Source organism: uncultured Kordia sp., assembly GCF_947489565.1.
In the GTDB taxonomy this organism is placed as follows: Bacteria; Bacteroidota; Bacteroidia; order Flavobacteriales; family Flavobacteriaceae; genus Kordia.
Genome location: NZ_CANLEA010000003.1, coordinates 67,841 through 94,627, shown reverse-complemented (window position 1 = coordinate 94,627; position 26,787 = coordinate 67,841). Strand labels below are relative to the sequence as shown.

Here is a 26,787-nt window from a genome sequence, read left to right as displayed (position 1 = left end):
TTCACAAACTTATTAAGGGCAACAATTATGATACAAAAATCAGAAACACGGAAAGAAGAAATCGTGCGGACAGCAGAGGCACTTTTCAAGAAAAAAGGGTACAGCGCTGTTACGATGCGTGATATTGCACAAGCAATGGGAATCAAAGCAGCAAGCTTATACAATCACATTCAATCCAAACAACAAATACTTTCTGATATCATTATTCAAATTGGAGAGCAATTTACGGAAGGAATGGCAGAAATAGTAGCCGCAGAAAATATAACGAGTATCGAAAAACTAGAACGTATCATAAAACTTCATGTGCAAATTACGATGGAAAACCCTTCAAAAATGGCAACAATGAACAATGATTGGATGCATTTAGAAGGAAAATTAGATTATTATTTACAACTCCGCAGAAACTATGAAGAAAGCTTTCGTCAAATATTAAAACAAGGTATCGAAAAAGGCGAACTTAAAGCTGTAAATCCAGAAATTATATTATTCTCAATTCTTTCTACCTTACGCTCCTTATATCTTTGGATTCCCAAAAGAGAAGATATTATAAAGGAAAATCTATTAGGCAAATTGAGTCAAGTGATGCTTACTGGAGTTACTGCATAACGATGGTAAACCTATAAATCTACGATAGTGTTTGCATTAAAAAATCTACTGTAAAACCATTTTGAAGTAGGTTTTATCTTACGTAAATTAGGTTTAATTAATTTTTAAACCTACCATAAATGAAGAAAAAATCGATGAATAGGTTGAGATTGAAAAAAAGTATGATCTCAAACCTGAATGCAGTAGTTGCTGGCGGACCGCCAGTACCACCAGGAAGTAACTCTTGTCCACAAGAACAAACATGCCTAACTTGTGAAGGAGAAACGTGCAATCAGCAAACCTGCGACCGGACATGTTAACTTATATTAATGAACCTAAAACAAAGAAAGAGCGCTTTTTAGTGCTCTTTTTATATATGTAAAGAATTGATTTTTAATATTTAACAAAAAATTAGTTGCAAGTCAAACTAACAATTGTTAGTTTTGTAGAAAACAACTAAAAATTGCATGGCAAAGTTTCATGAAATCGAAGTCGCTGAAGTACACAAAGAAACTTCAGATTGTACGGTAATCACATTCAATATTCCAGAAAACCTTCAAGAAGAGTTTCAATATAAGCAAGGGCAGTATCTTACGCTACGTAAAATGATCAACGATGAAGACATTCGTAGATCTTACTCCTTATGTTCAAGTCCTATAGACAACGAATGGAAAGTCGCTGTAAAGCAAATTCCAGGCGGTATATTTTCAACATTTGCAAACACAGAATTAAAAGCAGGTGATACGCTAGAATTAATGGCGCCCGCAGGTCGTTTCTATGTAGAAGTCGATCCAAATGGGAAGAAAAACTACATTGCGTTTGCCGCAGGTAGTGGAATTACGCCAATGTTGTCCATCATAAAAACACATCTAGAACTGGAGACAGAAAGTACATTCAAACTGTTTTATTTGAATCGAACGGTAAAATCTATTATCTTTAAGGAAGAGATAGAACAACTGAAAAACAAATACTTACAGCGTTTTAATATTTTCTATTTCTTAACAAAAGAACAACGTGATATTGAATTTTTGAATGGACGATTTACTCCAGAAAAAATTCAAACACTTACAAAAACGTTTATAGATATTAAGGATACAGCAGACTGTTTTATCTGTGGGCCAGAAGAAATGATCTTTCTCATCAGAGATGAACTAGAAGCTGCAGGATTGCCAAAAGAAAATATTCATTATGAACTATTCTTTTCAGGCGACAAAAAAGAGTCTAACGCACATATTGCTGAAATTCTAGAACAAAAAGTTGATGGAACAGATGTAACCATTGTCGATGGAGGAAAAGAATTTCACTTCATCATGGAAGACGAATATGATAACATATTAGACGGCGCATTGGCAGCAGGCGCAGACTTACCATTTGCTTGCAAAGGTGGTGTATGCAGTACCTGTAAATGTAGAGTAGTTGAAGGTTCTGTAGAAATGAAAATTAACTACGCATTAGTAGAAGAAGAACTTGCGAGCGGATTGGTATTATCATGCCAAGCTGTTCCAACTACAGAAAAAGTCGTAGTAGACTTTGACGTGTAGCTAAATAATTTGGGCGTTACCCTTTGGGTCAGGCTTTCGCAACTCGCTCTTTTCAAGGAGCTCAAACAAGTTGCTCTATCCTTAACGCTAAAGTTTCCGAGAAATCGGAATTCTCAAAAAAAAGAAAAAACAAAGTCTAAATGAAATTTCACATTTAGCATTTTTAATTTAAAATTCATAATCATGAGTGAAGCACAATTAAAAGACCTAGAAGAAATCTTTGAGCAACGTATTGCCAATGACGAAAAGATAGAACCAAAAGATTGGATGCCTGAAAAATACAGGAAAACACATATCCGTCAAATATCGCAACACGCACATTCTGAAATCGTAGGAATGCTGCCAGAAGGAAACTGGATTACAAGAGCACCTTCACTACGTAGAAAAGTTGCTTTATTAGCCAAAGTACAAGACGAAGCAGGTCACGGATTATACTTATACAGTGCTTGCGAAACGCTAGGTATTTCTCGTGATGAATTATATGATCAACTGCACTCAGGAAAAGCAAAATACTCTAGTATTTTCAATTACCCAACAATCACTTGGGCAGATATGGGAGCAATTGGTTGGCTGGTAGATGGTGCAGCCATTATCAATCAAGTGCCATTGTGTAATACTTCATACGGACCGTATGCAAGAGCGATGATTCGTGTATGTAAAGAAGAAAGTTTTCACCAACGTCAAGGGTTTGAAATCATGATGAGTTTGTGTAACGGAACGGAAGTACAAAAGCAAATGGCGCAAGATGCATTAAATCGTTGGTGGTGGCCATCATTGATGATGTTAGGTCCTGTAGATGCAGAATCTGTACATACAGAACAATCAATGAAATGGAAGCTAAAACGTAAAACAAACGATGAATTACGCCAACAATTCATTGATCAAACCGTGCCACAAGCAGACATCTTAGGAATCACAGTTCCAGATCCAGACTTAAAATGGAATGAGGAAACAGGTCACTATGACTTTGGAGAAATTGACTGGGATGAATTTTGGCAAGTAGTCAAAGGTCATGGTCCTTGTAACAAAGAACGTATGAATGCAAGAGTTGGTGCATGGGAAGAAGGAACTTGGGTTCGTGATGCAGCCATGGCGTATGCTGAAAAACAACAAAACAAAAAAGAAAATCAAGCGAAAGCAGTATAATATCACTGTAAATGTCATGTAGAACTCAGTTGAGACATCTCAATATGCATACAGGTACTAAAAAATAGAAAACTAACTAAAAGTTACCCACTTTCGTGGGCAATAAATATGGAAAAAAATTGGCCTCTTTGGGAAATATTCGTGAGAAGTAAAAACGGATTAGAACACAGACATTTTGGAAGCTTACATGCAGCTGATGCAGAAATGGCATTAGAAAATGCAAGAGATGTGTACACGCGCAGAAGTGAAGGTGTAAGTATTTGGGTTGTAGAATCAAAAAACATTACAGCTTCAAATCCTGAAAACAATGGCGAACTATTTGAACCAGCACAGGACAAAATATATCGTCATCCAACTTTTTATACGTTACCAGACGAGATTAAGCATATGTGACACGCAGTGTCATTCCCAAGAAATTGGGAATCTAAATCCGTACACTGAGCGAAGTCGAAGTGTACTATGAAGTTTAACAACAAAAAGATTCCCGTTTTCACGGGAAATAAATATGAAAACAAACTTATACAACTACATACTCGAACTAGCCGATAACTGTTTAATAGGAGGACAGCGTTTAGGAGAATTATGTGGACACGGACCAAGTCTAGAAACAGACATTGCTTGTACAAATATTTCCTTAGATCTATTTGGACAAACACGTAGTTACTTTCAGTATGCAGCAGATATCAAAGGTGGTGATGCAACAGAAGACAGTATTGCTTTCTTACGTTACGAACGTGAATATAAAAATGTATTATTAGTAGAGCAGCCAAATCGTGATTTTGCATATACTATAGCAAGACAATATCTATTCGATGTGTTTCACTTATTATTACTGGAAAAATTACAGTTTAGTCAAGATATGACCTTAAGTGCAATTGCAAAAAAATCGATCAAAGAAGTTTCCTATCATGTGCGTTTCTCAGGTGATTGGGTTAAGCGCTTAGGTGATGGAACCGAAGAAAGTCATGAAAAAATGCAAGCAGCTATTGATGGACTTTGGACATACACAAACGAATTGTTCGAAGTAACCGAAGAAGCAAAAGCCCTAGCTGAACAAGGAATAGGAGTAGATGTTTCTAAATTAAAAGAAACATACTATCAAAATGTAACTTCATTATTACAAGAAGCTACGTTAACAGTTCCAGAAAGCAAATACTTCCAAAAAGGAGGAAAAGCAGGAATTCACACAGAACATATGGGCTACTTATTAGCAGACATGCAATACATGCAAAGAGCCTATCCAAACATGAATTGGTAACATAATTTGTCACATCAAGCGGAGTTGAGATGCAAATAACACACAAAGTATCATCCAAATAAAATGATCGCGACCAATCAACACATAGACGAAGTTCTTATTCCAATCTTGGAAAAAGTATCGGATCCAGAAATTCCAGTACTTTCCATAATGGACATGGGTGTTGTACGTTCTGCAAGATTGATTAACGGAATTGTAGAAGTAAGTATTACACCAACATACTCAGGTTGTCCTGCAATGGATGTCATTGGAGATGATATTTCCAAAGCGCTCAAGGAGCATAATTACGAATCAAAAGTAAAATTAGTATTAGTACCAGCTTGGACAACAGATTGGATTACCGAACGCGGACGAAATGCATTGCGAGAATACGGAATTGCACCGCCACTAAATCCAGATGCAGACAAAGATGCATTGCTTGGTGATAAGCGCATCGTAAAATGTACGAACTGCAATTCGACAAATACAAAACTAGTCAGTCAATTTGGTTCAACAGCCTGCAAAGCATTATTCAAATGTGAAGACTGTTTAGAGCCATTTGATTACTTTAAATGCTTGAAATAAATTATAAACAGCAAAATTTTAAATGCTAGATGTAAAAATGATATTTAATACGATTAACATTTTACATTTAAACTTTGATATTTTGCATTTTACATTATAAAGGTATGAGTAATAATTCAATTGAATTAAAAATTGAAAACAATGTAGCGTATATAACGCTCAATCGTCCTGAAGTATTCAATAGTTTCAATCGCGAAATGGCATTGCGTTTACAAGATACACTAGATCAATGTGAACAAAATGACGAAGTACGCGCGATTGTATTATCTGGAGAAGGAAAAGCATTTTGTGCAGGACAAGACTTAAAAGAAGTTACACATCCAGAACTCAATCCTGGATTCAAAAAAATACTAGAAGAACATTACAATCCAATCATTCAGCGAATTCGTGCCATAGAAAAACCAATAATTGGAGCTGTCAATGGTGTAGCAGCAGGAGCTGGAGCAAACATTGCTTTGGCGTGTGATATTGTAGTAGCACATGAAAAAGTAAGTTTCATCCAGGCGTTTAGCAAAATCGGATTAATTCCAGACAGCGCAGGAACATTCTTCTTACCACGATTAATCGGATTTCAAAAAGCTTCTGCACTCATGATGTTAGGAGATAAAGTTGGAGCAGAAGAAGCAGAACGATTGGGAATGTTATACAAAGTATTACCGCTAGAAACATTCAAAGAAGATGTAGTCGCGTTAGCTGAAAAACTAGCGAAGATGCCAACAAAAGCACTTGGTTTAACCAAAAAAGTATTAAATCAATCACTTTCAAACGACTTAGAATCACAATTAGCACTAGAATCAAAACATCAAATAGAAGCGAGTGAATCTGATGACTATCGCGAAGGTGTTGCTTCATTTGTTGAAAAAAGAAAACCAAATTTTAAAGGAAAATAAGTACCAAACCGAAAAATCTAAAAGTTTAAATATTAAATGTAAAAGGTGAATAGACAGACATTTAACATTTATAATTTAACATTTATAATTTATGATTAAAAACGTAGGAATAATAGGTTCAGGCACTATGGGAAGCGGAATTGCGCAAGTTGCAGCAACCGCAGGATGCATGGTGAAACTATACGATACAAAACAAGCTGCTTTAGACAAAAGTAAAGCTGCTTTAGAAAAAATATTAAATCGTCTCATTCAAAAAGGACGTATCGATGAAGCTGAAAAATCGAGAATTCAAGGAAACATTTCCTATGTAGATACACTTAAAGATTTAGGAGATTCTGATTTAACGATTGAAGCAATCATTGAAAATCTAGACATCAAACAAAAAGTATTTTCCGAATTAGAAACGTATGTGAGTGATACAGCAATCATTGCATCAAATACGTCGTCATTATCCATAGCTTCTATTGCTTCATCATTACAAAAACCAGAACGTTGTATCGGAATTCACTTTTTCAATCCAGCACCATTGATGAAATTAGTTGAGGTCATTCCTGCCATTCAAACCTCACAAGAAGTATTAGATAAAGCAACGCAAGCCATTGCCGATTGGAAAAAGGTGGTAGCAGTAGCAAAAGATACACCAGGTTTTATCGTAAATAGAGTAGCGCGACCTTTCTATGGAGAATCATTACGAATTTATGAAGAAGGTTTGGCAGATTTTGCTACCATTGACAATGCGCTAAAAACAATTGGTAAATTCCGTATGGGACCTTTTGAATTGATGGATTTCATTGGAAATGATGTAAATTATACGGTAACAGAAACCGTATTTACGGCGTTCTATTTCGATTCAAGATACAAACCATCGTTCACGCAAAAGCGTTTATCAGAAGCGGGATATCTAGGTAGAAAAACTGGAAAAGGATATTACGACTATGATGAAAACGGAAAACGTGTCACATCGAGCGCAGTCGAGACGACGTATGATGAAGAATTGGCCAATCAAATATTCGATCGTGTATTAGTCATGCTCATCAACGAAGCAGCAGACGCACTATTCTTAAATATTGCTTCCGCGGAAGACATTGACAATGCAATGACAAAAGGAGTGAATTATCCAAAAGGATTACTCGCTTGGGCAGATGAAAAAGGAATCGATTGGTGTGTGAAAACCTTAGACAGTTTATACGACGAATACCATGAAGATCGTTATCGTTGTTCGCCATTATTACGAAAACTAAACAGACAAGGGAAAACCTTTTTTGACTAGGGATTTGGTATTAGGAATTAGGTATGAGTCAAGTAAGTAAATACAATTTTAAATTTGAAGATTTAAGAGTCTATCAAAAAGCAATGGATTTTGGTGAATTAGTTAATTTAATAGTAAAAAAGTTTCCTAATCACGAACTGTATGCTTTATCATCCCAATTTAGAAGAGCAGCTGATTCCATAGCATTAAATATTGCAGAAGGATATCCTGGTTCAGATGCTCAATTTGTGAAGCATTTAAATCATGCCATTTACAGTGCAAACGAATGTGTAAGTTGTAGTACGAAAGCGAGAAGAAGAAACTATATTAATTTTGAAGATGATGAAGAAAATAGGAAGTTAATCTCAGAGTTGACAAAAATGATGTCATCTTTGAGAAAAAGAATATTGGAAAGGAAAAAAACTAATCCCTAATGCCAATTACCTAATGCCTTTAAAAAAGAAAGAAAACGCTAATCCCTAATCCCAAACAACTAATGCCGATAAAAGGAAAAGACATACCACATAAAATGTTAAGCCTCGATCCATTCAGTACATGGCTCGGAATTGAGATTCTAGAATGTGAAATAGGAAGATGTAAAGTTGGGTTAACGGTCAAAAGAGATATGCTCAACAGTATGGGGAAAGCACATGGCGGAATCAGTTATTCCTTAGCAGATACCGCTTTTGGTTTTGCTGCAAATACACATGGAAAATATGCGGTTTCTATAGAAACTTCTATCAATCATATTGAAGCATTAGAGGAAGGTGACTTCATTGTAGCCGAATCTGTCATAGAAAAAGTAAAAAACAAACTTGGTTTCAACATCATAGAAGTCAAACGTGGTGATGAACTCATTGCGCTCTTCAAAGGTGTTGTATATCGAACGCAAAAAGATTGGGAAGAATAAAATAAATGCTAAATGTAAAATTTTAAATTAAAAATTCTAAAGTGGAAAAAAAGAAACAATACGACTTACAAAAACGTTTGGTGAAATTTTCAGCAAATGTTATCGTCAATTCTTCTGCTTTGAAAAAAGAATATGCATCCGAGCATTTAATAAAACAATTGATTCGTTCGTCTACATCTGCAGCTTTAAACTATGGTGAAGCACAATCAGCTGAATCAAAAAGAGATTTCATACATAAAATGAAAATCTGCTTAAAAGAATTAAGAGAATCTCAAGTCAACATGGAGATTATGGTAGAAGCAAACTTAATTCAGGACGAAAATAAGTTCAAACAAAATCAAAAAGAGTGTAGTGAATTAGTAGCTATCTTTACAACAAGTATAAAAACATCAAACAAAAAATAAACATCAAAGATAAAACACTAAATACAGTTTGATAATCAAAACAAACACTTTAAAATTTTACATTTAGAGTTTTACATTTTACATTAAACAAACAGCAAAAGTTTTAAATTGAAGCATTACCAACCACTTTTATATTTAAGATTTAGCATTTAAAATTTAGCATTTCAAGCATGGAAGCATACATCATAGACGGAGTTAGAACTCCCATAGGAAAATTCAAAGGATCATTGGCAACCACACGTGTTGATGATTTAGGAGCTATAGTTATCAAAGAAGTAACCGATCGCAATCCAAACATTCCAAAAGATGCATATGACGATGTAATTATCGGTTGTGCCAATCAAGCAGGAGAAGACAATCGTAATGTGGCGCGTATGTCATCGCTACTAGCAGGATTGCCATATACGGTTCCTGGCGAAACGGTAAACAGACTTTGTAGTTCTGGGTTATCAGCCATCATTCATGCCAATCGTGCCATCAAAGCGGGCGATGGAGATTTATTTGTAGCTGGTGGAGTGGAAAACATGACACGCGGACCATACGCAATTGCAAAACCATCAAGTGCTTTTGGAACCGATGCAAAAATGTATGATACTAGTTTCGGGTGGCGATTCATCAATCCAAAAATGCACGCTGCATATGGTACGGACGGAATGGGAGTTACTGCCGAAAATCTAGTAGAAAAGTACAATATCTCTCGTGAAGATCAAGATGCCTTTGCGTATAGAAGTCAAATGAAAGCAACAGCAGCACAAGCATCTGGACGCTTAGCCAAAGAAATTGTAGCGGTTGAAATTCCGCAACGTAAAAAAGATCCAATCATCTTCAATCAAGATGAATTCATAAAACCAACGACAACACCAGAAATCTTAGCAAAACTAAGAGCAGCTTTCAAAAAAGAAGGCGGAAGTGTGACTGCAGGAAATGCATCTGGATTAAACGATGGTGCGGCTGCAACAATTGTAGCTTCTGAAGCTGCAGTTAAAAAATACAATCTAAAACCAATGGCACGAATTGTAAGTTCGGCAGTTGTGGGAGTAGAACCACGCATCATGGGAATTGGTCCAGTAAATGCTTCCAACAAAGCATTGCAAAAAGCAGGATTAACCATGGATGATATGGACGTAATCGAACTCAACGAAGCCTTTGCAGCACAAAGTTTAGCTTGCATTCGCGAATGGGGATTGGCTGATGATGATGCTAGAATCAATCCAAATGGAGGCGCCATTGCAATTGGTCATCCACTTGGAGTTACAGGAGCGCGTATTGCGTATTCTGCGGCATTACAATTGCAGGAAACTGGCAAGCGTTATGCATTAATCACGATGTGTATTGGTGTCGGACAAGGCTATGCAGCTATCATTGAAAATGTGAACTCATAAAATAATTAAGGCGTTTCCACAAAAGCACATTTTACCGTTTAGTGTTTACATTGAACGGAGTCGAAATGTGCTTTTGCGGTCGCTATGTCGCAAGTCGCTTTTTGAAAACTGTCATTTCCGTAGTTTATGCTGAACTTGATTCAGTATAGGCAGGAATCCACTTTTCAAAAGAGCTCCAACAATTGCTCCAGCGCTAACGCGAGAAAAGTACTGAGATATTAGTATTGAGTATTGAGAAGTTTTAAAGCACAATTCGTAATTAATAATTGAATTTTAAATAAAAAATATATTTCTTAAGACCCAAGACCCAAGACCCAAGACCCAAGCAAGAGTGTAAGCGATAAAATAAAAACATTCGTGAATTCGTGACAAAAAAGTGTCTGAGTAAGCAAAACAAATCAACAAACAAACAAATCGACAAAAAACAAGACCCAAGCAACTAACTCACAACTGCCATCAACTCTTCCTCAAAAATCGTTTTCCACTGCTTCGAAATGCGTTTCCAATCATACTTAGATTGCATGGCGTTGTTATAACATTTCTCTTCTACATCTCTCAAATAATTCATATCATTCCATAACTTTTCTAAAGATTCAGCAACAGTTTCTGGGCGAATAATATGTTCGTTAATATTTGTGTGTGGATCTACCAATGTAATAGAAGGTTCCAATAAGCATCCAGTGTTACTCCATAATTCCTTTCCGCTTGTATGATTTGGAACAACTTGTGCCAAACCAGCAGCAGCTTGTTCAAAACTCAACAATCCCCAGCCTTCACTAGAAGCTGTATTTATACCAACATCGGCAGCGTTAAAAATAGTGTTCAAAGTCGTTTCTGTAAATCTAGGCGCATTTGGACTTTCTGTAGAAAACACTAACTGATTTTCTAACTGATAGCGTTTGGCTAAGTTTTTAATATCCCAACCAATATCTTTCAATCCCATGTGTAAGTGTAAAAAAGCTTCGTCTTTTTTATCTTTCGAAAACAAATGAAAACCTTCCATCGTTGTGTCAATACGCTTTCGTGGCTGATTTCGATTGGCATTCAATACAATAAAACCGTTTTGCAGTGCATGATTTTCATCAGGATACAATTGCTTTCTGGCTATTTTTTTTGCAATTGTTCTATCTGATGCTAAAGGTGAAAATGTGACTGAGTCAACTCCATGAGGAATTACCTCAATAGTGGGGAAACTAATAGAGTCATTATTTGAAATAGCTTCTTTCAAAGCAGTTTTCGCAAATTCGGTATACACCACAAAACGATTAGCTGATTGTAATTTTGCTGGTAATGAAGCTTCAATATTTCCAGAATTAAAAGAAGCATACACAACTGTTGGAATATGTGGAAAATGCTTCATAATGGCCAGATATTTAATCTGTACCCAAGGATCTTGTAACATAAACACTAAATCGGGTTTAATATTTTTAACCAAATCGGCAAGTCGTTGCTCACCTGTGCTATACTGTCCTATTTTTGCAGGGAAAATTTTCCAAGGCCATTCATGTGGATCACCAAAATAGTTTGTGCCAAGTTGAAACAACTCGTATTCGTCTTTTAAAGGAAAAAATATTTCGTAAATAACTTTTGCAAATCCAGTAGTTGCTACTGCATCTCCTAATATCAATATGCGTGGTTTTTGTTGCTTCATAACTAAGATAATTTGTTTAAAAAAGAAGTATGTCCTTCTTCAGAAAAGAGTAGTAAAAGATCCAAACAAGCATCCAATCCGCTGGTTTGCGTTGCTTTTTCAAGTGGTGGAATTTGTGCTTTAATTTGGGATAGGGAAATAGGGGAGATAATGGGGTTTTTAGCTTCATCAACATATTGATGCACTAAATATATCTGTGAGCAATTTGCTTCCAAAAACTCATGAAAAGCAGTTAAACCCAATTGTTCATCATCAAAATTTTGTAATAACGTTGGCGAATATTCAATAAGCATCACCAGATGATCTTTGTTTTGTTCAATCACATTCATCATTCCCTGTAAAGCTTTTGTTTCGTACCCTTGTACGTCCATTTTAATAAAATCGACTTTTTGTTCAGGATAATTTTCATGCATAAAATCATCCAAACGAACATTTTTGCAAAGTCTACCTGACGCCGTTTGCGTATCTAAGGTTGGAAAATCAAACTGATGTCCACCATGATTATGATCAGACATAAACAACAAGCGTTCTTCATATTGAAAACTAATTCCAACCGCATGTGCATGAATTCGATTTTGAAAACTATTACAATAAATATTTTCAGTCAGCAACTCATAATTAGACGCTTCAGGTTCAAACGAAATCACAGTTCCATGTTCGCCAACTTTGTCAGCAGCAATCAAAGAAAAATAGCCTAAGTTGGCGCCAATGTCAATACAGCAATTGCCTTTTTGTAGCAATTCATGTATGATGCAGGTGTTGTAATATTCCCAGAACTTGTGTTGTTTCAAATAACCAGAAATAATCCAATCTTCTTGCGGTTTAATCTGCATTTGCAGCTTGGAAACATTCGGAATTTCTAAAAAAATGGATTCAGTAGTTTTCAAAATAAAGTGTTGTTAGATTAAAAAAATAAAAGAGAAGCTTTTACACTTCTCTTTTTATAAATCAAAGACTTATATTCTTCTTTCTTTTACTCCAAGAATTGTATAAAACTCACCTTCTTGTGCAACAAAGTTTCCTCCAACTGTATTTTCATTTGGTTCTACGGTATTAACATAGTCAACTTTTCCTGATCCTTTTAGGTTAGCAGTCTGATCAGGAATAAGAGATCCTGAACCTACTAATGTGTCTGTTGAAAAGTAAATCGTGTCTTTTGTTCCGTTTTTAATAATGATTTCCATAATTTTAAAATTTTAAGTTTTCTCCTTACTCTATTATTAATAGGCTTTTCAGGTAACGCCTCACAAAAAAATAAGTGACTACAACTATTTTTTTGATACTTCAAAACTCCTGAAAATTCAGCAAGAAAATGACGAGAAACGTATAAGCGAGAAGTTTATAATTACGAGTGCGGAAAAATGATTGATAAGCGCAGAAACCTAATTTTCAAGATTAAATAAGTCTAAAAAACACACTATTTATAAGGGAATTCGCTCAAATAAAAGATAAAGTGAAGTTGTTTATATTTCATATCTTTCAACATCTAACAAACATATCGTTTTACATCATGAAAATTCTAAATACACCAACTTTTAATCAAATTAATAATAAAACTGTAACTGCTTCAGACACTTCTTTTTGTCTAACACCATTAGTCTCTGTATTTGAACTAGAACACATTGGAGAAGCTGTTGGGAATTATAAAATGGTTATACAAGCTTGCATTCCTGAAGGAAGTGCCAATATGAAATTAGATACGAGTGAGTTTGATAGAATAATAAAAGTAGAAACTCCTGTTGGCGATTTACCTGCAAGATGGATAAAAGTTACATACAATCAACCTAAGGGAATTCCTGAGTATTTTAATGTATATAGTTGCGAACTAACATTATATGTGCCTGATGCAGAAATCGATTGTGTTTTTTACACACATACAGTGACCAACGATAAAGATGATCCAAAAACAAGAAGAGGAACAGTAACTACAGTAAGAAGAACAGGTAGTGGTCAGTAAACTGAGAAAAATACGAATACTATATTTTTTATTCTTTGTGATTTCTGGATATGCGCAGAAAGCGAAATTTTCAGAAGTATTTAAAAAGTTTCCTGAAACTGTTTGTCAAAAACATAATTCACCAGAAACATTTCACAAGGCACATACATTTTTCTTTGAAAATAAACTCGATTCTGCATTGTTGTATAGCGATCGATTCATTAACAAAGAAAAATCGAATAATGAACTATTAGATTGTGCATTCTATATAAAAGCACAAGTTTTAGTGCTAAAAGGAATATTGCAAGATGCAGAACAAAACTTCTTAAAAATTTCAGATGCGTTTCCCTATGCGTATTTGAAATATATAAAGTTAGGAGGAATTTATACGCAACAAAATAAATTTGAACAAGCTTTAACGTTCTATAAAAAATGGGAAGTCTATTATGCAAATACCGGGAACGATTACAATAAGAAAGAAATCTATCATAATATTGGCTTGTGTTACTTACATACACAAAAGCACGATTTAGCCGAAAAATATCTAAAAGATACCTATAAGTTACAAATTGAAGACAAAGATTCACTCGGAATGGGCTTAACGTTGATGGATTTGGCAAATGTATATTACGATCAATACAAAGACGATCTTGCCATTCCAATGTTTCAAAAGGCTTACAAACTCTCAAAAAAAGTAAATGACTTTGAATTCAAGCAAAATGCAGCATTAAATATGGCTGTAGTTGCTGAAAATCAAAAACAATTAGCGCAAAGCTTACAGTATCGAAAAGAATACGAACAATGGAAAGATTCACTGTGGAATCGTGATAAAGTGTGGAGTTTAGCAAAGCAACAAAAAGAATTTGCAGTCAAAGAAAAACAGCAAGAAGTACAACTCTTACAATTAGATAAAAAATACCAAGAAGCAGAACTTAAAAGTAAAAGCTGGCAACGAAATCTATTCATTGTCGCTTCAGTGATGTTGTTATTATTCTTGGCAATTGGTGCGTATTTCTATCGACAAAGAGTCAAACAAAAGAAAGATCTCGCAAAACTTAACGATACAAAAAATAGACTGTTTTCCATAGTTTCCCACGATTTGCGTTCACCAGTCAATGCCATTCAAAAAAACAATGCAAAATTGGGCGAAAGTATCGAAGGCAAAAATCTGCAAGAAACACAACAACTAGTCATCAATAACAAATCAATTACGGATAAAGTATATCTCATGTTAGATAATGTGTTGAATTGGTCTTTGGATCAATCAGAGCAACTGCATTTCAGCATGGAAACGATTCCTGCGTTCATTCTTTTACAACCAATTTTGGATGATTATCAACTCTTTGTCAAAACAAAACAAATCACATTAGAAACGGAAATTCCTAAAAATGTAAAAGTTGCTGTCGACAGAGAATCGCTAAAAATCATACTGCGAAATCTATTAGACAATGCATTCAAATATACCAACGAAGGCGGAAAAATTACGGTAAGCGCAGAAACACTCAATGAAAACTATACATTGTTAAAAGTTGCGGACACAGGAATTGGAATGGACGACACTATCAAAAACAATATCTTGCAGAACAAATTCCAAACACAACAAAACAAAAATAGTACAGGTCTTGGATTATATCTAACGAAAACCTTGATTGATAAAAATCAAGGAACACTCGAAATTCAAAGTCAAAAAGAGGTTGGAACTACGTTTACACTAAAACTAAAATCATGCTAAATCTAAAAATTCTTGTCGTAGAAGATGACATTTCGCAAGCCGAAATCACCATGAATACGCTTACCGAAAATGGATATGAAGTGATATTGGCAAGCACGATTCAAAAAGCATTGCATTTAGTCGAAACCACAAAAATTGATGCGCTCATTATTGATATATTCTTAGGCGAAAACGAAAACGGAATTGACTTAGCTAAAGAAATCAACAACTTAGAAAAAGACATTCCATTTCTATTTTTAACATCTTCCAAAAGCAAAGAGGTATTCGAAAAAGCCAAACTCACCAAGCCATTTAGTTACGTCATCAAACCGTTTAACGAACTAGAATTTCTCTATATGTTGGAAGTCGTTATTGGTAAATATTACGAACAACCTAATGCGTTTGAAGAAGAAAAAAACGCAGTGCTCAATCAAAATTCCATCTTCATCAAAAAAGGAAACTATCTCAAAAAAGTATACATTCAAGACATTCACTACATCGAAGTCGATGGCAATTACAGTTACATCTATTGCGAGCAAGGAAAATTTACGGTACAACTCGCGCTCAAAAAAATGAAAAGCATCTTGCCAGCAGAAAATTTCATTCAAACACACCGAAAATACATCATCAATATTGAACAAATAGAAGACATATTTCTCAATGATAACCTCGTCTTACTCAAAAGTCAGGATAAAATCACAATCAGTGAACGATTCAAACCAAGTTTGCTCAAAAATATCAACATTCTTAAGTAAAGAATTTAGTAAATTTGACAAAATGTTCTAAAAGCGAAAACGTTTGAAATAATTTGGGCGTTTCCACCATGAAAAATGGCGGTCGCGCTTTCGGTAGTCGCTTTGTTGCCATTCCTGCGTAGGCAGGAATCTCAAAAAGAGCTCCACAAAACCTCAATCGCTAACGCAGAACTTCCTACGAAATGGGAGACAAGTAGTCAGATATTAGTATTGAGAAGTTTTTAAAGTACAATTCGTGATTAATAATTGAATTTTAAACAAGAAAAGACATTTTTTAAAAGCTAAAAGCGAACAAAATTTGTGCTCATAAAAACAAACAGACAAAAGTTAAGAGTTAAAAAGTGATGAGTTAAGAGTGAGTTACCAAATTAACGAATCAACAAAGCAAACGTCAGAGTAAGCAAAGCAAACAGACAAAAGTTAAGAGTTAAAAAGTGATGAATTAAGAGTGAGCTACCAAATTAACAAACAAACAAATCAACAAAAACCGATTCGTGAATTCGTGGTAAAAAGCATAAGAGTAAGCAAAACAAACAGACAAAAGTTAAGAGTTAAAAAGTGATGAGTTAAGAGTGAGTTACCAAATTAATAAACAAACAAATCAACAAAAACCGATTCGTGAATTCGTGGTAAAAAAACATAAGAGTAAGCAAAACAAACAGACAAAAGTTAAGAGTTAAAAAGTGATGAGTTAAGAGTGAGCTACCAAATTAACGAATAAACAAATTAACAAAAACCAATTCGTGAATTCGTGGTAAAAAACATAAGAGTGAGCAAAACAAATAGACAAATTAACGAATAAACAAAGCAAACGTCAGAGTAAGCAATAAAATATAAAACCAACACCAAGTAGCCAAGAGCTAAAAGCCAAAAACACAACAACATGATTCTACAAAGCTATATCAACGGACAATGGATGCAAGGAACTGGAGACGGTTCACCAATGTTCGATGCCGTAACCGGAGAAACTATCGGATTTGCAACTACAGAAGGACTCGATATTCCAGCAGCATTACATTATGGAAGAACAAAAGGAGGCGAAAAACTTCGAAAAATGACCTTTCAAGAGCGTGGAAACATGCTCAAAAAACTAGCTTTATATCTCAACAAACGAAAAGAACAATTCTACGATATCAGTTACAAAACGGGAGCAACGCGCGTTGATAGCTGGATTGATATTGAAGGTGGATTCGGAAACCTATTCGCAAATGCATCACTTCGTAAACTCTTTCCAAATCAACCTTATCATGTAGAAGGCGATCCAATCGATTTATCTCGTGGCGGACGTTTTATGGCACATCATATCTTAGTTCCAAAACGAGGAGTAGCTGTGCATATCAACGCATTCAACTTCCCAGTATGGGGAATGTTAGAAAAATGCGCCGTGAATTGGATGGCAGGAATGGCAGCAGTCGTTTTGCCAGCGCCACAAACTGCATATCTAACAGAAGCAGTGGTGAGAGTCATTGTAGACTCTGGAATCTTACCAGAAGGTGCAATACAATTGTTAAGCGGAATGACAAAATCAATTCTAGATACAGTAGAATCACAAGATGTAGTAACTTTTACAGGTTCTGCACATACAGGACGCATCCTAAAAGCACATCCAAGACTCACGCAAGAAGCTGTACCATTCACAATGGAAGCCGATTCCTTAAACTGTTCTGTCTTAGGAGAAGATGCTGTGCCAGGAACTCCAGAATTTGATCTATTCATCAAAGAAGTTCGAAAAGAAATGACCGTAAAAACAGGTCAAAAATGTACGGCAATCCGAAGAATCATCGTTCCAGAGAATTTAGTGGAAGATGTGCAAATTGCTTTAGGAAAACAATTGAGTAAAGTCACTATTGGAGATCCAAGATTGAAAGAAGTACGCATGGGCGCATTGATCAACAAAGCACAAGTGCAATCTGTAAAAGATCAAGTGTCAAAACTAGCAAAAACTGCCGATATCGTATACGGAAGTTTAGACACGATCGATGCTGTTGGAGCTGATGGTGAAAAAGGAGCATTCCTAAGTCCAATCCTACTTAGAGAAAACAATCCATTCAAAAACACAAACGTTCACGAAATTGAAGCATTTGGACCAGTTAGTACGATCATGCCATACAAAAACATGGATGAAGCTATTGAATTGGCGCAAATGGGGAAAGGATCTTTAGTATCTTCTATCTTTACAAATGACGATAAAAAAGCCAAAGAATATGTAGTTGGAGCGGCTTCACATCACGGACGTATCTTAGTAGGGAATCGCGATATGGCAAAACAAAGTACAGGTCACGGTTCACCATTACCATTATTGGTGCATGGAGGTCCAGGACGTGCTGGTGGAGGCGAAGAAATGGGCGGAATGCGAGGCATCAAACATTATATGCAACGTTGTGCCATTCAAGGTTCACCAACCACATTAACGGAAGTTACAGGAATCTATCAGGCGAATGCCGAATACAAAGAAACGGAGAAGCATCCGTTTGCATATCACTGGGAAGATATCGAAGCGGGAATGTCGTTAAAAACACACAAACGCACGGTTACAGATACGGATATCATCAACTTCGCAAACTTAACTTGGGATCATTTTTATGCGCATACAGACATCACTTCTTTAGACGGAAGTATTTTTGAAAAACGTACAGCTCATGGATACTTTATCATTGCCGCAGCAGCGGGATTATTTGTATATCCAAACAAAGGTCCAGTTGCAGCAAACTACGGATTGGAAGAATGTCGTTTCTTACGTCCAATTTATCATAATGATACCATTTATGTACGACTGACATGTAAAGAAAAAGTAGACAGAGATTCGAGAGGAAAAGAATTGCCAAGTGGAATCGTAAAATGGTTTGTTGAGGTATTCGATCAAGAAGACGAATTAGTGGCAATTGCGACAATTTTGACCATGGTTCAAAAGAAAAATCCGTTTGCAACGATCAACAAAAAGACAATTCAAAACTACTTAGGGAAATTAACAGAAGACGCAAAACCGGCTTGGGGGAAAATGTCTGCACAGCAAATGGTAGAACATTTAGAATACACGTTGAAAGTAGCTTCTGGGGAAATTCAAGATTTCGAAATAGAGACACCAGAAAAGTATTTAGAAAAAGTACAAGACAGTTTATACACACACGATAAAATGCCAAGAAACTTTGATGCGCCAAAACTATTAGAAAATCTAATCACGGAAGCACGTTACGAAAATCTGGCGGAAGCCAAAACCAAATTGCTAGAAGCGTATGATGCATTTGAATTGTACTTCAAAGAAAACCCTGAAGCAACGACGAAAAATGCAGTCTTCGGACATCTAGACAAATTTGAGTGGAGCTTGATGAATACAAAGCATTTTAATCATCACTTTGAACAATTCGGCTTATTATAGTCGAATTATTCAAAGCTCCCGAGAAATCGGGAGTCTTTATATTTAAGAAAAGTAGGAGTTAAAAGAATATGTCCGAGAAATCGGGAGTCTTAAAAAATAGCAACAAAAAGTTATTTACTCAAAAAAGTAATATTAATAGAAACATTCTCACGAAAGTGAAAAACTAAAAAAAGTAAATCAAAAATTGGAAACATACTCCGTATACATCATCACAAACAAGCCAAAAGGTGTATTGTATATAGGAGTCACAAAAGATTTAAAAAGAAGAATCAGGCAACATAAAAATAAAGTGCATCCAACTACGTTTTCAGCGCGATATAATTTGAATATGTTGGTGTATTTCGAAAATCATAAAGAAAAAGAAGCGGCTCTTCTCAGAGAGAAACGTATGAAGAAATGGAATCGTGATTGGAAGGTTGAACTGATTGAGAAAGATAATCCTAATTGGGAAGATTTAGTAGATAAAATAAAATAGAACTAACAAAAACAAGATTCCTGATGGTTTGTTAAGAAATCTGGAATCTCAAAAAAATAAAGTCTAACCATTAATAAGATTCCCACTTTCGTGGGAAATGAATATGAGCGATCCATACGTAAAACAAGACATACAAAACGGTGTAGCAACCATCGAATTTTTTCATCCGGCACACAACTCGTTGCCAGGAGATATATTAGCCAAATTAGCACAAACGATTACCGATGCAGGAACGAATGACAACATCAAAGTTATTGTTCTAAAAAGTGGAAGGGATAGAACTTTTTGTGCAGGAGCAAGCTTTAAAGAATTAATAAACATCAACGATGCAGAAACAGGAAGAATCTTCTTTTCAGGATTTGCAAACGTGATCAACGCAATGCGTAAATGTCCAAAATTCATCATCGGACGTGTACAAGGAAAAACTGTTGGTGGCGGCGTTGGATTGGCTTCTGCGGTAGACTATTGCATGGCATCAAAATTTGCTTCTATCAAACTAAGCGAACTCAATGTTGGAATCGGACCATTTGTAGTTGGACCAGCCGTAGAACGTAAACTAGGTTTAAGCGGAATGTCACAAATTGCCATTGATGCAAACAGTTTCTACGATGCAGAATGGGCGAGAAGCAAAGGTTTATATATGAAAGTTTATGATTCAAACGAAGAATTGGACGAAGCAGTTACTGCGTTTGCAAACCATTTATGCACGTACAATCCGGAAGCGATGGCAGAAATGAAAAAAGCATTTTGGGCAGGAACGGAAGATTGGGATAACTTATTAGCGGAACGTGCAGCAATCTCAGGAAGACTAGTCCTTTCTGACTTTACAAAAGAAACCTTGAAGCGATTTGCATAGATTTTATAGTATTTTATAGTTATTAGATGCTAGTATTGAGAATTGAGTTTTTTTGATACGTCATTGCGAGGAAGCATGACGAAGCAATCTGTTGAAATCATAAGTTAAATGTTTTTATGAAATAAACAGATTGCCACGAATTTCTTCTAAATTCTCGCAATGACGTATCAAAGATTTAAATATACAAAACGTCAGTTCGAGTGATTTTTATGGAGCAAAGCGGAAATAAAAATTGTATCGAGAACAGCTTTGAATTTCCAAGCTGTTCTCGATACAATTTTCTCCATTTTATTCCGAAAACCACTCGAACTGACGACTAGGTCATTCAATAATATTTAGTTTCTCAAAGAACGAAACATTCCATTTGAAACATTCTCAATACTCACTACTAAAATCTCAAATCTAATCTCAAAAAGTATATCGAATCCCAATACCAGCATAATACGAATTATACGCTCGAAAAGCAGTCGTATTCACATTTGTATTGTTTGAAGCTCTATCAATCAAATATCCGTTTGCAATGATTGACCAATTATTATTCAGTTGATACGAACCTAAAAATCGCAAACGCAAATAATCATATTTCAACAATCCGACTTCATTTTCTTCACTGTTTTCGGCAACTAATTCATTAAACTTTCGCAAGCTATAACTGCTTGTCAATCGTAAATTCAATTTCTCTGCTTTGTATTGTAATTTGATCGATGAGCGAAATTGATTGTATCCAAACTCATCATTCGTACGATCCATACGTTTTTCGTAAGCGAATCCTGTGGTTAGATTCCAGTGTTGACTCAACGGAAGTTTATACGATAAAGCGACATTCAAATATTGCCAAACTCGATCGGAAGTCTGACCAGTAGCACGCGAAACAATATCATACGATCTGTGGTAAAAACCAGCTTCAATACCGACACTATGCAACAAACCATCTTTCCAATCGAGATGACGAAAACCTGTGGAAATTCCATATCTGTGATACGCAATCGAACGTGTATTGGAATTGTAAAAATCCTTAAAACGATACTCCAAGCGTACAAACGAACGATTATTTTTATACCATCTAAAATTCAATCCGCTAAAAGCATTTAGTTGACGGTATCCTAAGGTTGTATTCAATTCATTCTGATCTAAATCTTGTCCTTTTTGATCTCGTAATTTAAAATGTACATCACTTTCCCATTCCAGACGTCTTTTTAGTTTCATGGTGTAATTTGCACGACTATTTAGGAGCAATCGTTTCGCGTTTGGCGCATCAAAATAATAACGAAACTCTGGATTCATCGAAAATTTAAAATCGTAGTTTCGATCTTTAAATCGATACGAAAACTTAAACAACGCATCTTGGTACAGACTTTCAGTCACCAAAGCTTCACGTTGCATTAGTACATCAGTATCTTCTGAAAACAAACTATTTGGCGCTTTAAAAATATTGGATTCAAATCCGGTTGTCGTTTCTGTGCTGACTTGAACTTGTCCGTATATAGTATTTGAAAACGTTACAGCAATTACTGCAACAAGGAATCGAGGAAATTTCATATAATAAATTTTAAGAATCTTGTGTATTGTTAGGATAAACTTGTGTCACTTCGAGCATTATTTTCCATGGATTGACAATGCCCATATCGCAATCGAAAAACTAGAATGAAAATCTCGTTTTATGGAATCTCTAATGCCCGAGTGAACTTAAGTATATAGTCCGTACTAATAATTGCTAACTACAGTTGGACTATCAGTTGTTGCTTCTTCTGTTGCAATTTGATACGAACTCGTTTCTTGTTTCTCAATCGTGTGTACAATGGGTTGCTCAATCGAAGCATCTACAGAAAAATTAAAATATATAGTAATGCTCATCATCACGATAAACAGGAATACATACGGAAATGGTGATTTTTGAAATGTCATAAATTATCTCTTTGTTTTCCCTACTAACAGGAAGAAAAGATTTTACCCTGTGTTTGGGTTGAGATTTTTTTGAGAAAGTTTAAAATGATGAATTTGCTTTGTAAAAAGAAAATAATATCTTACTTTTTGTTTTGAGCTTAAATAAGATTATTATAGCTTTAGAATAAAAAAATATCTTATGCGTAATATAGTAGATAAAGTAAAAAAAGATATATTAATGAAAGTGGCTTCAGGGTTTCCTTATTTAGTTGTAATAGGAATTGTATTTAATTTTTTAGGACTTATTATTATTTTTTATTCAATTCAAGTATTAGCTTCTTTGTCTATAACTATTCTTATTTTAACTATAAGTTTTGAATTTATTGGGGCAGTTTTGGTTATAGCCCATTTATATATAAGATATTTAGTGGAAAAAGATAAGAAGAGTTTGTTGTTAGATGAAAGTAGAGTTTGTACTGTTATTGAGATTTTGGAGAATGTCAAAGATCCATTAAGAAAAGAAGAAGTTCTGTTAAAAATTGCAGAAAATTTTCTTAGACCTGATTTACCATTAAACAACCAAAAAAGTCAAATAGTATCTCCTAAAGCTACTCAAAATATGAGTGATTTCAAGCTTAAACAATTAGATGAATATTTATCAGCAGGTGGGCAAAAGAGGATAAGTTTTAACACTGAAAAATCTTCAGACGTTAAGGATTTTCAAGAGTTCTTATTTTGGTTTGAATTTGCATACAATATATATTACATCTTAGAATATTTTCCTAAAGAATTAATTCGTATTACTAATGTGATTGATTGTCAATATGGGGAAAAAAATGAATTTTATCATTATAGTTATTTGGTAAGTAAATCTGTACCATCAGCTGATCGACTTTTTTTGAATCGTGTTTCAATCAGCTCTCCTGGTTTTTGGGAGTTTTTAGGAAAGTTGAATGTTTTTGAGCAGTTACGTTTATATTTAAATGAGAGGCATGAGCGTAAAAAAGATAGGGATTACAGAAATAGAAATGAGCAAAAGAAGAGTGAGCTCAGTAATGAATATATGCAAAAACAACATGAGCTGCTTTTGTCTGAACAACGTATGAAGCTGGAATATAATGAAGAAAAAAATAAAAAATCAATTGAACATGAAGAATTAGAATATGAACGTAAACGATTAGAAAATTTTGTGTTAGAAAATAAATTTATCAAAGAACGTCTGAGCCTTTTGAAGAATATTGAACATGATTTCCCTTATTTGGACGAAGAAAGAGTAAGAAGCCTTTTAATAGAGCCTTTGGTTCATTTAAAATACTTGAGAAACAAAAATATTATAGGAGATATTGATTTCGACAATACTAGGCAAAAAAAGATTTCCAAAAAATAGTATGTTTAATATTATCAAGACTAACTCAAAACCACCTTCATCCCAACCCCATTAGCCAACTGAATCCCCAATCCAGGACGTACATTAATTTCCATAATCAACGGACCTAAGGTTTTATCAATGACAATGTCAATGCCTAAATACTGCAGCGGAAAATGTGCAGCAGTATTCTTAGAAATTTCTATAATCGCTTCCCAATATGGAATTTTTTTGCCTTTAATTTGGTTGCCATTATCTGGATGTACATCATGATAGTTTTGTCCGTCATGTGCTTGTAGCAATTCGCCTTTCTGCATGTCAATTCCGATGCCCAAACCGCCTTGGTGTAAATTGGCTTTTCCATCTGAAATGTCGGTTGGAATACGAAGCATAGAAATAATAGGTTTTCCGTGAAGTAAAATCACGCGAAAATCGGGAACACCTTCTGGGTAGATTTCATGAAAAAACGGATGTGGTTCTATACAAGCTTCTATCAACACACGATCGTCTGAACCCAGCGAAAAACAACCCATAATGATATTTGCCATGTGCATAAAAATAGATTCTTCAGGATACAATTCACCATTGCGATACCAACCATCTTCTTTTTTTGTGAGAATTTGAATTCCGCCGCCGCCACTTCCATTCGCAGGTTTTACGGCAATCTTTTTATACTGCTGAATACTTTTCCACTTCGGAATAATATCGCCAATACGTTCAATCACGGCATAGGTTTTTGCACATGGAATATCATAAGTTTCCAAAATATTTTTGGTGAGTACTTTATCATCCGCGAGTTTGTAATGCTTACGTTGATTGTTTGGGTAAATCAACGAGACATTTCGTTCGTTAATTCCCATGGCTTCAAAGTTGTTATCCAGACTTTTTTTAAAGAGTTTTTTGAGCATGATTTTGTTTTTTTTTGTCATTCCTGTGGAGGTAGGAATCTATTTAGTTATGAATTTGGATTCCGCATCACATTTCGACTTCTCTCAATGTTCGTGCAGAATGATATTGAATTCAAAGTATTTCTCGATACAACGAATCACAGATTCGCCACTTGAACTGACGTGTAGGTTTTTTAGGTGAGCAGCAAGCGTCACTTCGAGTGTGTATCGAGAAGTACTCTGAATCTCATATCAATTGGTATTGAAAATCAACCGTTTAAAACGAAAATATTCCGTCACACGTAATCCAATCCATTTTCCGATAAACAAATTAATCATCAAGCTTACGAGTATAAATTCGGGAAAAATTAATACAAGGGTTTTTAGGGTGCTTGAGGCAAAAATTAAATAACAAAACGAAGTTACTAGTAAGGTTTGTCCAATGGTACTTGCGGCTTTTTGATAACCATCTTCTTCAATGGCACGCGCAAAACGTTCGGACATGATTACAATCACAATGATTGGGAAAAATGATAGTTTCGTCAACCAAGAAATTTCAAAATACAATCCGATCGAAATCAATACTAAAATACTAAGTACAGTTAAGGTCAATAACACAACGATTTTTGGCGTATATAACAATCCCCAACGATTTAGCGGAATAGAAAACAGTGCAATCAATCCTGTAATACATAAGAATAGCGAGATTCCCGAAATGAATCCGATCATGCTTAACGTATACGCAATCAACACAGGTAAAAAGATGCCGTACGTTTTCAATCCGATGACATTTTTCAATAAGGAAATCAACAATCCAGCCAATGGCAATAGCAATAAAAAACTAAGCACTTTTTTAGGAATAATTCCACTTTCCGACAATTTGATCAATGTAAATGGATTGCTCTGTAATTTTGTGTACGCATCTGAGTTGATAAACGGTACATGATCCATTTTTTCAATCGTGTAACTATAATCAAACAAAATATCTTTTGAGTGTGTAATCAATGGGCGATCGCCTGTGTATAACTCTAAATAATTCGCTGGCAAATAGGCAAAGTGACCATTCAATACATCAAACGGAACCCATTTGTCTTGAATGTGGACTTCTGCCCATAAATGTGAAATTCTTTTCTGTGTATTTTCTAAGATCAATCCACCTTTCAAGCGGGCAGGAATTCCTTGATTTCTACACATGGCCACAAACAATCGTGCTTTTCCATTGCAAGAAGCCAAATTTTGTTCTAGGGCATTCAAAGCGCTGGTTCGCTGATTGATGGGAGCTGAAGGAATCTTGTAGACATACGTATACAATGCCGTAATGCTACTCTTTAAATCATACGTAGTTGCGGTTAGTTTATTCGCAAGTTTATTAATCTTCGGATGAAAAACTTCTATATATTTTGATGGTTTCAGATATTTTGTATCCACATGACGATTTAATTTTTTCGATAAATCATCAGCGATCACATATTTTAAAGCTTTGCCTTTAAATGTAAAACCGTATTGTACCGTGTGAAAGTTTCTTTTTTGAGTAGTTCGCCAAATTCCACGATGATTTTGACCTTCTTTTACAATAGAAAATGAACTGTTTTTTACTTTTTGTGGAGTTTCTGAAATACGTTGTCGCTCGTTATCTTGTGGTAAATACGATTTTACAAACATGGAATCTTTTCCTTTAAAATAGAAGTCATACGACACATTGTATATTTCTTTTGGAAGAAACTCATTGTACGATTTTGAAATTGGTTTCAGTTTAAAACAAGTCAAACCAATCGTAAAAAGAAAAAGAATTGCGAGTGAGATTGTTAAACTTTTAGGTCTGCTCATAACGATTGTATTATTGGATTTACGAGACAAACAGGAACTGTGAAATTTACCCTATGTTTGGTTTTGAAAAAAATATAAATCATGTGAAACGTCATTACGAGGAAGCATGACGAAGTAATCTGTGACTAAAGAAA

Annotated in this window: 27 protein-coding genes; 20 read left to right on the top strand and 7 right to left on the bottom strand. The window is 35.1% G+C overall.

What is annotated here, in order from left to right; all coding sequences use genetic code 11:
• Nucleotides 1–27 precede the first annotated feature (27 nt).
• The 13 genes from Q0845_RS05185 to pcaF all read left to right on the top strand — a co-directional run bounded on the left by Q0845_RS05185 (nt 28) and on the right by pcaF (nt 9,929).
• Nucleotides 28–606 carry a TetR/AcrR family transcriptional regulator gene (locus tag Q0845_RS05185; protein WP_298510193.1) on the top strand — a complete coding sequence of 193 codons (579 nt, stop codon included), beginning with the start codon at nt 28–30 and terminating at the stop codon, nt 604–606.
• Nucleotides 607–725: 119 nt separating this feature from the next.
• A complete protein-coding gene (locus tag Q0845_RS05180) occupies nt 726–905 on the top strand; it encodes a hypothetical protein (protein ID WP_298510191.1) in 180 nt (59 codons plus the stop codon).
• A gap of 147 nt (nt 906–1,052) precedes the next feature.
• Complete coding sequence (paaE, locus tag Q0845_RS05175) at nt 1,053–2,126, top strand: 1,2-phenylacetyl-CoA epoxidase subunit PaaE (RefSeq protein WP_298510188.1); 1,074 nt, start codon at nt 1,053–1,055, stop codon at nt 2,124–2,126.
• Nucleotides 2,127–2,309: 183 nt separating this feature from the next.
• Nucleotides 2,310–3,272: a 1,2-phenylacetyl-CoA epoxidase subunit PaaA gene (gene paaA, locus Q0845_RS05170; RefSeq protein ID WP_298510186.1), complete on the top strand. Its 963-nt coding sequence runs from the start codon at nt 2,310–2,312 to the stop codon at nt 3,270–3,272.
• Between the two features lie 108 nt (nt 3,273–3,380).
• Nucleotides 3,381–3,665, top strand: a complete 285-nt coding sequence (gene paaB / locus Q0845_RS05165; protein ID WP_007096629.1) for a 1,2-phenylacetyl-CoA epoxidase subunit PaaB — start codon at nt 3,381–3,383, stop codon at nt 3,663–3,665.
• 112 nt (nt 3,666–3,777) lie between these two features.
• Nucleotides 3,778–4,530: a 1,2-phenylacetyl-CoA epoxidase subunit PaaC gene (gene paaC / locus Q0845_RS05160; protein WP_298510183.1), complete on the top strand. Its 753-nt coding sequence runs from the start codon at nt 3,778–3,780 to the stop codon at nt 4,528–4,530.
• Nucleotides 4,531–4,593: 63 nt separating this feature from the next.
• Nucleotides 4,594–5,094 (top strand): 1,2-phenylacetyl-CoA epoxidase subunit PaaD, encoded by a 501-nt coding sequence (gene paaD, locus Q0845_RS05155; RefSeq protein WP_298510178.1) that lies wholly within the window; start codon nt 4,594–4,596, stop codon nt 5,092–5,094.
• A 104-nt stretch (nt 5,095–5,198) separates the two neighbouring features.
• A complete protein-coding gene (locus Q0845_RS05150; RefSeq protein WP_298510176.1) occupies nt 5,199–5,984 on the top strand; it encodes an enoyl-CoA hydratase-related protein in 786 nt (261 codons plus the stop codon).
• A gap of 91 nt (nt 5,985–6,075) precedes the next feature.
• The gene (locus Q0845_RS05145) at nt 6,076–7,254 is read left to right on the top strand and encodes a 3-hydroxyacyl-CoA dehydrogenase NAD-binding domain-containing protein (RefSeq protein WP_298510173.1); all 1,179 of its coding nucleotides are present in this window, start codon (nt 6,076–6,078) and stop codon (nt 7,252–7,254) included.
• A gap of 23 nt (nt 7,255–7,277) precedes the next feature.
• A complete protein-coding gene (locus Q0845_RS05140; RefSeq protein ID WP_298510170.1) occupies nt 7,278–7,667 on the top strand; it encodes a four helix bundle protein in 390 nt (129 codons plus the stop codon).
• A 62-nt stretch (nt 7,668–7,729) separates the two neighbouring features.
• Nucleotides 7,730–8,143, top strand: a complete 414-nt coding sequence (locus tag Q0845_RS05135; protein ID WP_298510166.1) for a hotdog fold thioesterase — start codon at nt 7,730–7,732, stop codon at nt 8,141–8,143.
• Nucleotides 8,144–8,184: 41 nt separating this feature from the next.
• The gene (locus tag Q0845_RS05130) at nt 8,185–8,547 is read left to right on the top strand and encodes a four helix bundle protein (protein WP_298510163.1); all 363 of its coding nucleotides are present in this window, start codon (nt 8,185–8,187) and stop codon (nt 8,545–8,547) included.
• A 170-nt stretch (nt 8,548–8,717) separates the two neighbouring features.
• The gene (gene pcaF, locus Q0845_RS05125) at nt 8,718–9,929 is read left to right on the top strand and encodes a 3-oxoadipyl-CoA thiolase (RefSeq protein WP_298510161.1); all 1,212 of its coding nucleotides are present in this window, start codon (nt 8,718–8,720) and stop codon (nt 9,927–9,929) included.
• 439 nt (nt 9,930–10,368) lie between these two features.
• Here the strand turns inward: pcaF and Q0845_RS05120 are convergent, their stop codons facing one another.
• The 3 genes from Q0845_RS05120 to Q0845_RS05110 form a co-directional block, all read right to left on the bottom strand.
• On the bottom strand, nt 10,369–11,580 hold the full coding sequence (locus Q0845_RS05120) for a glycosyltransferase (protein ID WP_298510159.1): 1,212 nt from the start codon (nt 11,578–11,580) through the stop codon (nt 10,369–10,371).
• Nucleotides 11,581–11,582: 2 nt separating this feature from the next.
• Complete coding sequence (locus Q0845_RS05115) at nt 11,583–12,467, bottom strand: FkbM family methyltransferase (RefSeq protein ID WP_298510158.1); 885 nt, start codon at nt 12,465–12,467, stop codon at nt 11,583–11,585.
• A 69-nt stretch (nt 12,468–12,536) separates the two neighbouring features.
• A complete protein-coding gene (locus tag Q0845_RS05110) occupies nt 12,537–12,764 on the bottom strand; it encodes a hypothetical protein (RefSeq protein WP_298510155.1) in 228 nt (75 codons plus the stop codon).
• Between the two features lie 326 nt (nt 12,765–13,090).
• Between Q0845_RS05110 and Q0845_RS05105 the strand changes: the two genes are divergently transcribed.
• From Q0845_RS05105 to Q0845_RS05080, 6 genes are all read left to right on the top strand, one after another.
• Nucleotides 13,091–13,537: a hypothetical protein gene (locus Q0845_RS05105; RefSeq protein ID WP_298510152.1), complete on the top strand. Its 447-nt coding sequence runs from the start codon at nt 13,091–13,093 to the stop codon at nt 13,535–13,537.
• Nucleotides 13,527–15,248 carry a tetratricopeptide repeat-containing sensor histidine kinase gene (locus Q0845_RS05100; protein ID WP_298510150.1) on the top strand — a complete coding sequence of 574 codons (1,722 nt, stop codon included), beginning with the start codon at nt 13,527–13,529 and terminating at the stop codon, nt 15,246–15,248. The genes Q0845_RS05105 and Q0845_RS05100 overlap by 11 nt, the downstream gene beginning before the upstream one ends.
• Entirely contained in the window at nt 15,242–15,982 is a 741-nt protein-coding gene (locus Q0845_RS05095; protein WP_298510148.1) for a LytTR family DNA-binding domain-containing protein, read from the top strand. Before Q0845_RS05100 ends, Q0845_RS05095 begins: the two co-directional genes overlap by 7 nt.
• A gap of 883 nt (nt 15,983–16,865) precedes the next feature.
• Nucleotides 16,866–19,358, top strand: coding sequence for a phenylacetic acid degradation bifunctional protein PaaZ (paaZ, locus tag Q0845_RS05090; RefSeq protein ID WP_298510145.1), 2,493 nt, complete (start codon nt 16,866–16,868; stop codon nt 19,356–19,358).
• A 184-nt stretch (nt 19,359–19,542) separates the two neighbouring features.
• Nucleotides 19,543–19,833, top strand: a complete 291-nt coding sequence (locus tag Q0845_RS05085; RefSeq protein ID WP_298510142.1) for a GIY-YIG nuclease family protein — start codon at nt 19,543–19,545, stop codon at nt 19,831–19,833.
• Between the two features lie 103 nt (nt 19,834–19,936).
• Nucleotides 19,937–20,689: an enoyl-CoA hydratase/isomerase family protein gene (locus tag Q0845_RS05080; protein WP_298510138.1), complete on the top strand. Its 753-nt coding sequence runs from the start codon at nt 19,937–19,939 to the stop codon at nt 20,687–20,689.
• A gap of 408 nt (nt 20,690–21,097) precedes the next feature.
• Here Q0845_RS05080 and Q0845_RS05075 read toward each other — a convergent pair whose 3' ends face one another.
• Together Q0845_RS05075 and Q0845_RS05070 are read right to left on the bottom strand one after the other, a co-directional pair.
• Nucleotides 21,098–22,228, bottom strand: coding sequence for a hypothetical protein (locus tag Q0845_RS05075; RefSeq protein ID WP_298510136.1), 1,131 nt, complete (start codon nt 22,226–22,228; stop codon nt 21,098–21,100).
• Nucleotides 22,229–22,393: 165 nt separating this feature from the next.
• Complete coding sequence (locus tag Q0845_RS05070) at nt 22,394–22,594, bottom strand: hypothetical protein (RefSeq protein ID WP_298510134.1); 201 nt, start codon at nt 22,592–22,594, stop codon at nt 22,394–22,396.
• A gap of 178 nt (nt 22,595–22,772) precedes the next feature.
• Here Q0845_RS05070 and Q0845_RS05065 point away from each other — a divergent pair, with 178 nt between their 5' ends.
• Nucleotides 22,773–23,960: a hypothetical protein gene (locus Q0845_RS05065; protein ID WP_298510131.1), complete on the top strand. Its 1,188-nt coding sequence runs from the start codon at nt 22,773–22,775 to the stop codon at nt 23,958–23,960.
• Nucleotides 23,961–23,980: 20 nt separating this feature from the next.
• Here Q0845_RS05065 and Q0845_RS05060 read toward each other — a convergent pair whose 3' ends face one another.
• Nucleotides 23,981–24,847, bottom strand: a complete 867-nt coding sequence (locus tag Q0845_RS05060) for a sugar-transfer associated ATP-grasp domain-containing protein (RefSeq protein WP_298510129.1) — start codon at nt 24,845–24,847, stop codon at nt 23,981–23,983.
• A 231-nt stretch (nt 24,848–25,078) separates the two neighbouring features.
• Nucleotides 25,079–26,653: a 7TM domain-containing protein gene (locus Q0845_RS05055; RefSeq protein ID WP_298510126.1), complete on the bottom strand. Its 1,575-nt coding sequence runs from the start codon at nt 26,651–26,653 to the stop codon at nt 25,079–25,081.
• Nucleotides 26,654–26,787: the final 134 nt, after the last annotated feature.

What these genes read in the sequence shown, in the direction of transcription:
- paaB (WP_007096629.1), top strand. Translation starts at nt 3,381, where the DNA reads ATGGAAAAAAATTGGCCTCTTTGGGAAATATTCGTGAGAAGTAAAAAC.
- Q0845_RS05110 (WP_298510155.1), bottom strand. Translation starts at nt 12,764, where the DNA reads ATGGAAATCATTATTAAAAACGGAACAAAAGACACGATTTACTTTTCA.
- Q0845_RS05185 (WP_298510193.1), top strand. Translation starts at nt 28, where the DNA reads ATGATACAAAAATCAGAAACACGGAAAGAAGAAATCGTGCGGACAGCA.
- paaE (WP_298510188.1), top strand. Translation starts at nt 1,053, where the DNA reads ATGGCAAAGTTTCATGAAATCGAAGTCGCTGAAGTACACAAAGAAACT.
- Q0845_RS05095 (WP_298510148.1), top strand. Translation starts at nt 15,242, where the DNA reads ATGCTAAATCTAAAAATTCTTGTCGTAGAAGATGACATTTCGCAAGCC.
- Q0845_RS05180 (WP_298510191.1), top strand. Translation starts at nt 726, where the DNA reads ATGAAGAAAAAATCGATGAATAGGTTGAGATTGAAAAAAAGTATGATC.
- Q0845_RS05150 (WP_298510176.1), top strand. Translation starts at nt 5,199, where the DNA reads ATGAGTAATAATTCAATTGAATTAAAAATTGAAAACAATGTAGCGTAT.
- pcaF (WP_298510161.1), top strand. Translation starts at nt 8,718, where the DNA reads ATGGAAGCATACATCATAGACGGAGTTAGAACTCCCATAGGAAAATTC.
- paaA (WP_298510186.1), top strand. Translation starts at nt 2,310, where the DNA reads ATGAGTGAAGCACAATTAAAAGACCTAGAAGAAATCTTTGAGCAACGT.
- Q0845_RS05145 (WP_298510173.1), top strand. Translation starts at nt 6,076, where the DNA reads ATGATTAAAAACGTAGGAATAATAGGTTCAGGCACTATGGGAAGCGGA.
- Q0845_RS05120 (WP_298510159.1), bottom strand. Translation starts at nt 11,580, where the DNA reads ATGAAGCAACAAAAACCACGCATATTGATATTAGGAGATGCAGTAGCA.
- paaD (WP_298510178.1), top strand. Translation starts at nt 4,594, where the DNA reads ATGATCGCGACCAATCAACACATAGACGAAGTTCTTATTCCAATCTTG.
- Q0845_RS05060 (WP_298510129.1), bottom strand. Translation starts at nt 24,847, where the DNA reads ATGCTCAAAAAACTCTTTAAAAAAAGTCTGGATAACAACTTTGAAGCC.
- Q0845_RS05070 (WP_298510134.1), bottom strand. Translation starts at nt 22,594, where the DNA reads ATGACATTTCAAAAATCACCATTTCCGTATGTATTCCTGTTTATCGTG.
- Q0845_RS05065 (WP_298510131.1), top strand. Translation starts at nt 22,773, where the DNA reads ATGCGTAATATAGTAGATAAAGTAAAAAAAGATATATTAATGAAAGTG.
- Q0845_RS05075 (WP_298510136.1), bottom strand. Translation starts at nt 22,228, where the DNA reads ATGAAATTTCCTCGATTCCTTGTTGCAGTAATTGCTGTAACGTTTTCA.
- paaC (WP_298510183.1), top strand. Translation starts at nt 3,778, where the DNA reads ATGAAAACAAACTTATACAACTACATACTCGAACTAGCCGATAACTGT.
- Q0845_RS05080 (WP_298510138.1), top strand. Translation starts at nt 19,937, where the DNA reads ATGAGCGATCCATACGTAAAACAAGACATACAAAACGGTGTAGCAACC.
- paaZ (WP_298510145.1), top strand. Translation starts at nt 16,866, where the DNA reads ATGATTCTACAAAGCTATATCAACGGACAATGGATGCAAGGAACTGGA.
- Q0845_RS05055 (WP_298510126.1), bottom strand. Translation starts at nt 26,653, where the DNA reads ATGAGCAGACCTAAAAGTTTAACAATCTCACTCGCAATTCTTTTTCTT.
- Q0845_RS05105 (WP_298510152.1), top strand. Translation starts at nt 13,091, where the DNA reads ATGAAAATTCTAAATACACCAACTTTTAATCAAATTAATAATAAAACT.
- Q0845_RS05135 (WP_298510166.1), top strand. Translation starts at nt 7,730, where the DNA reads ATGCCGATAAAAGGAAAAGACATACCACATAAAATGTTAAGCCTCGAT.
- Q0845_RS05140 (WP_298510170.1), top strand. Translation starts at nt 7,278, where the DNA reads ATGAGTCAAGTAAGTAAATACAATTTTAAATTTGAAGATTTAAGAGTC.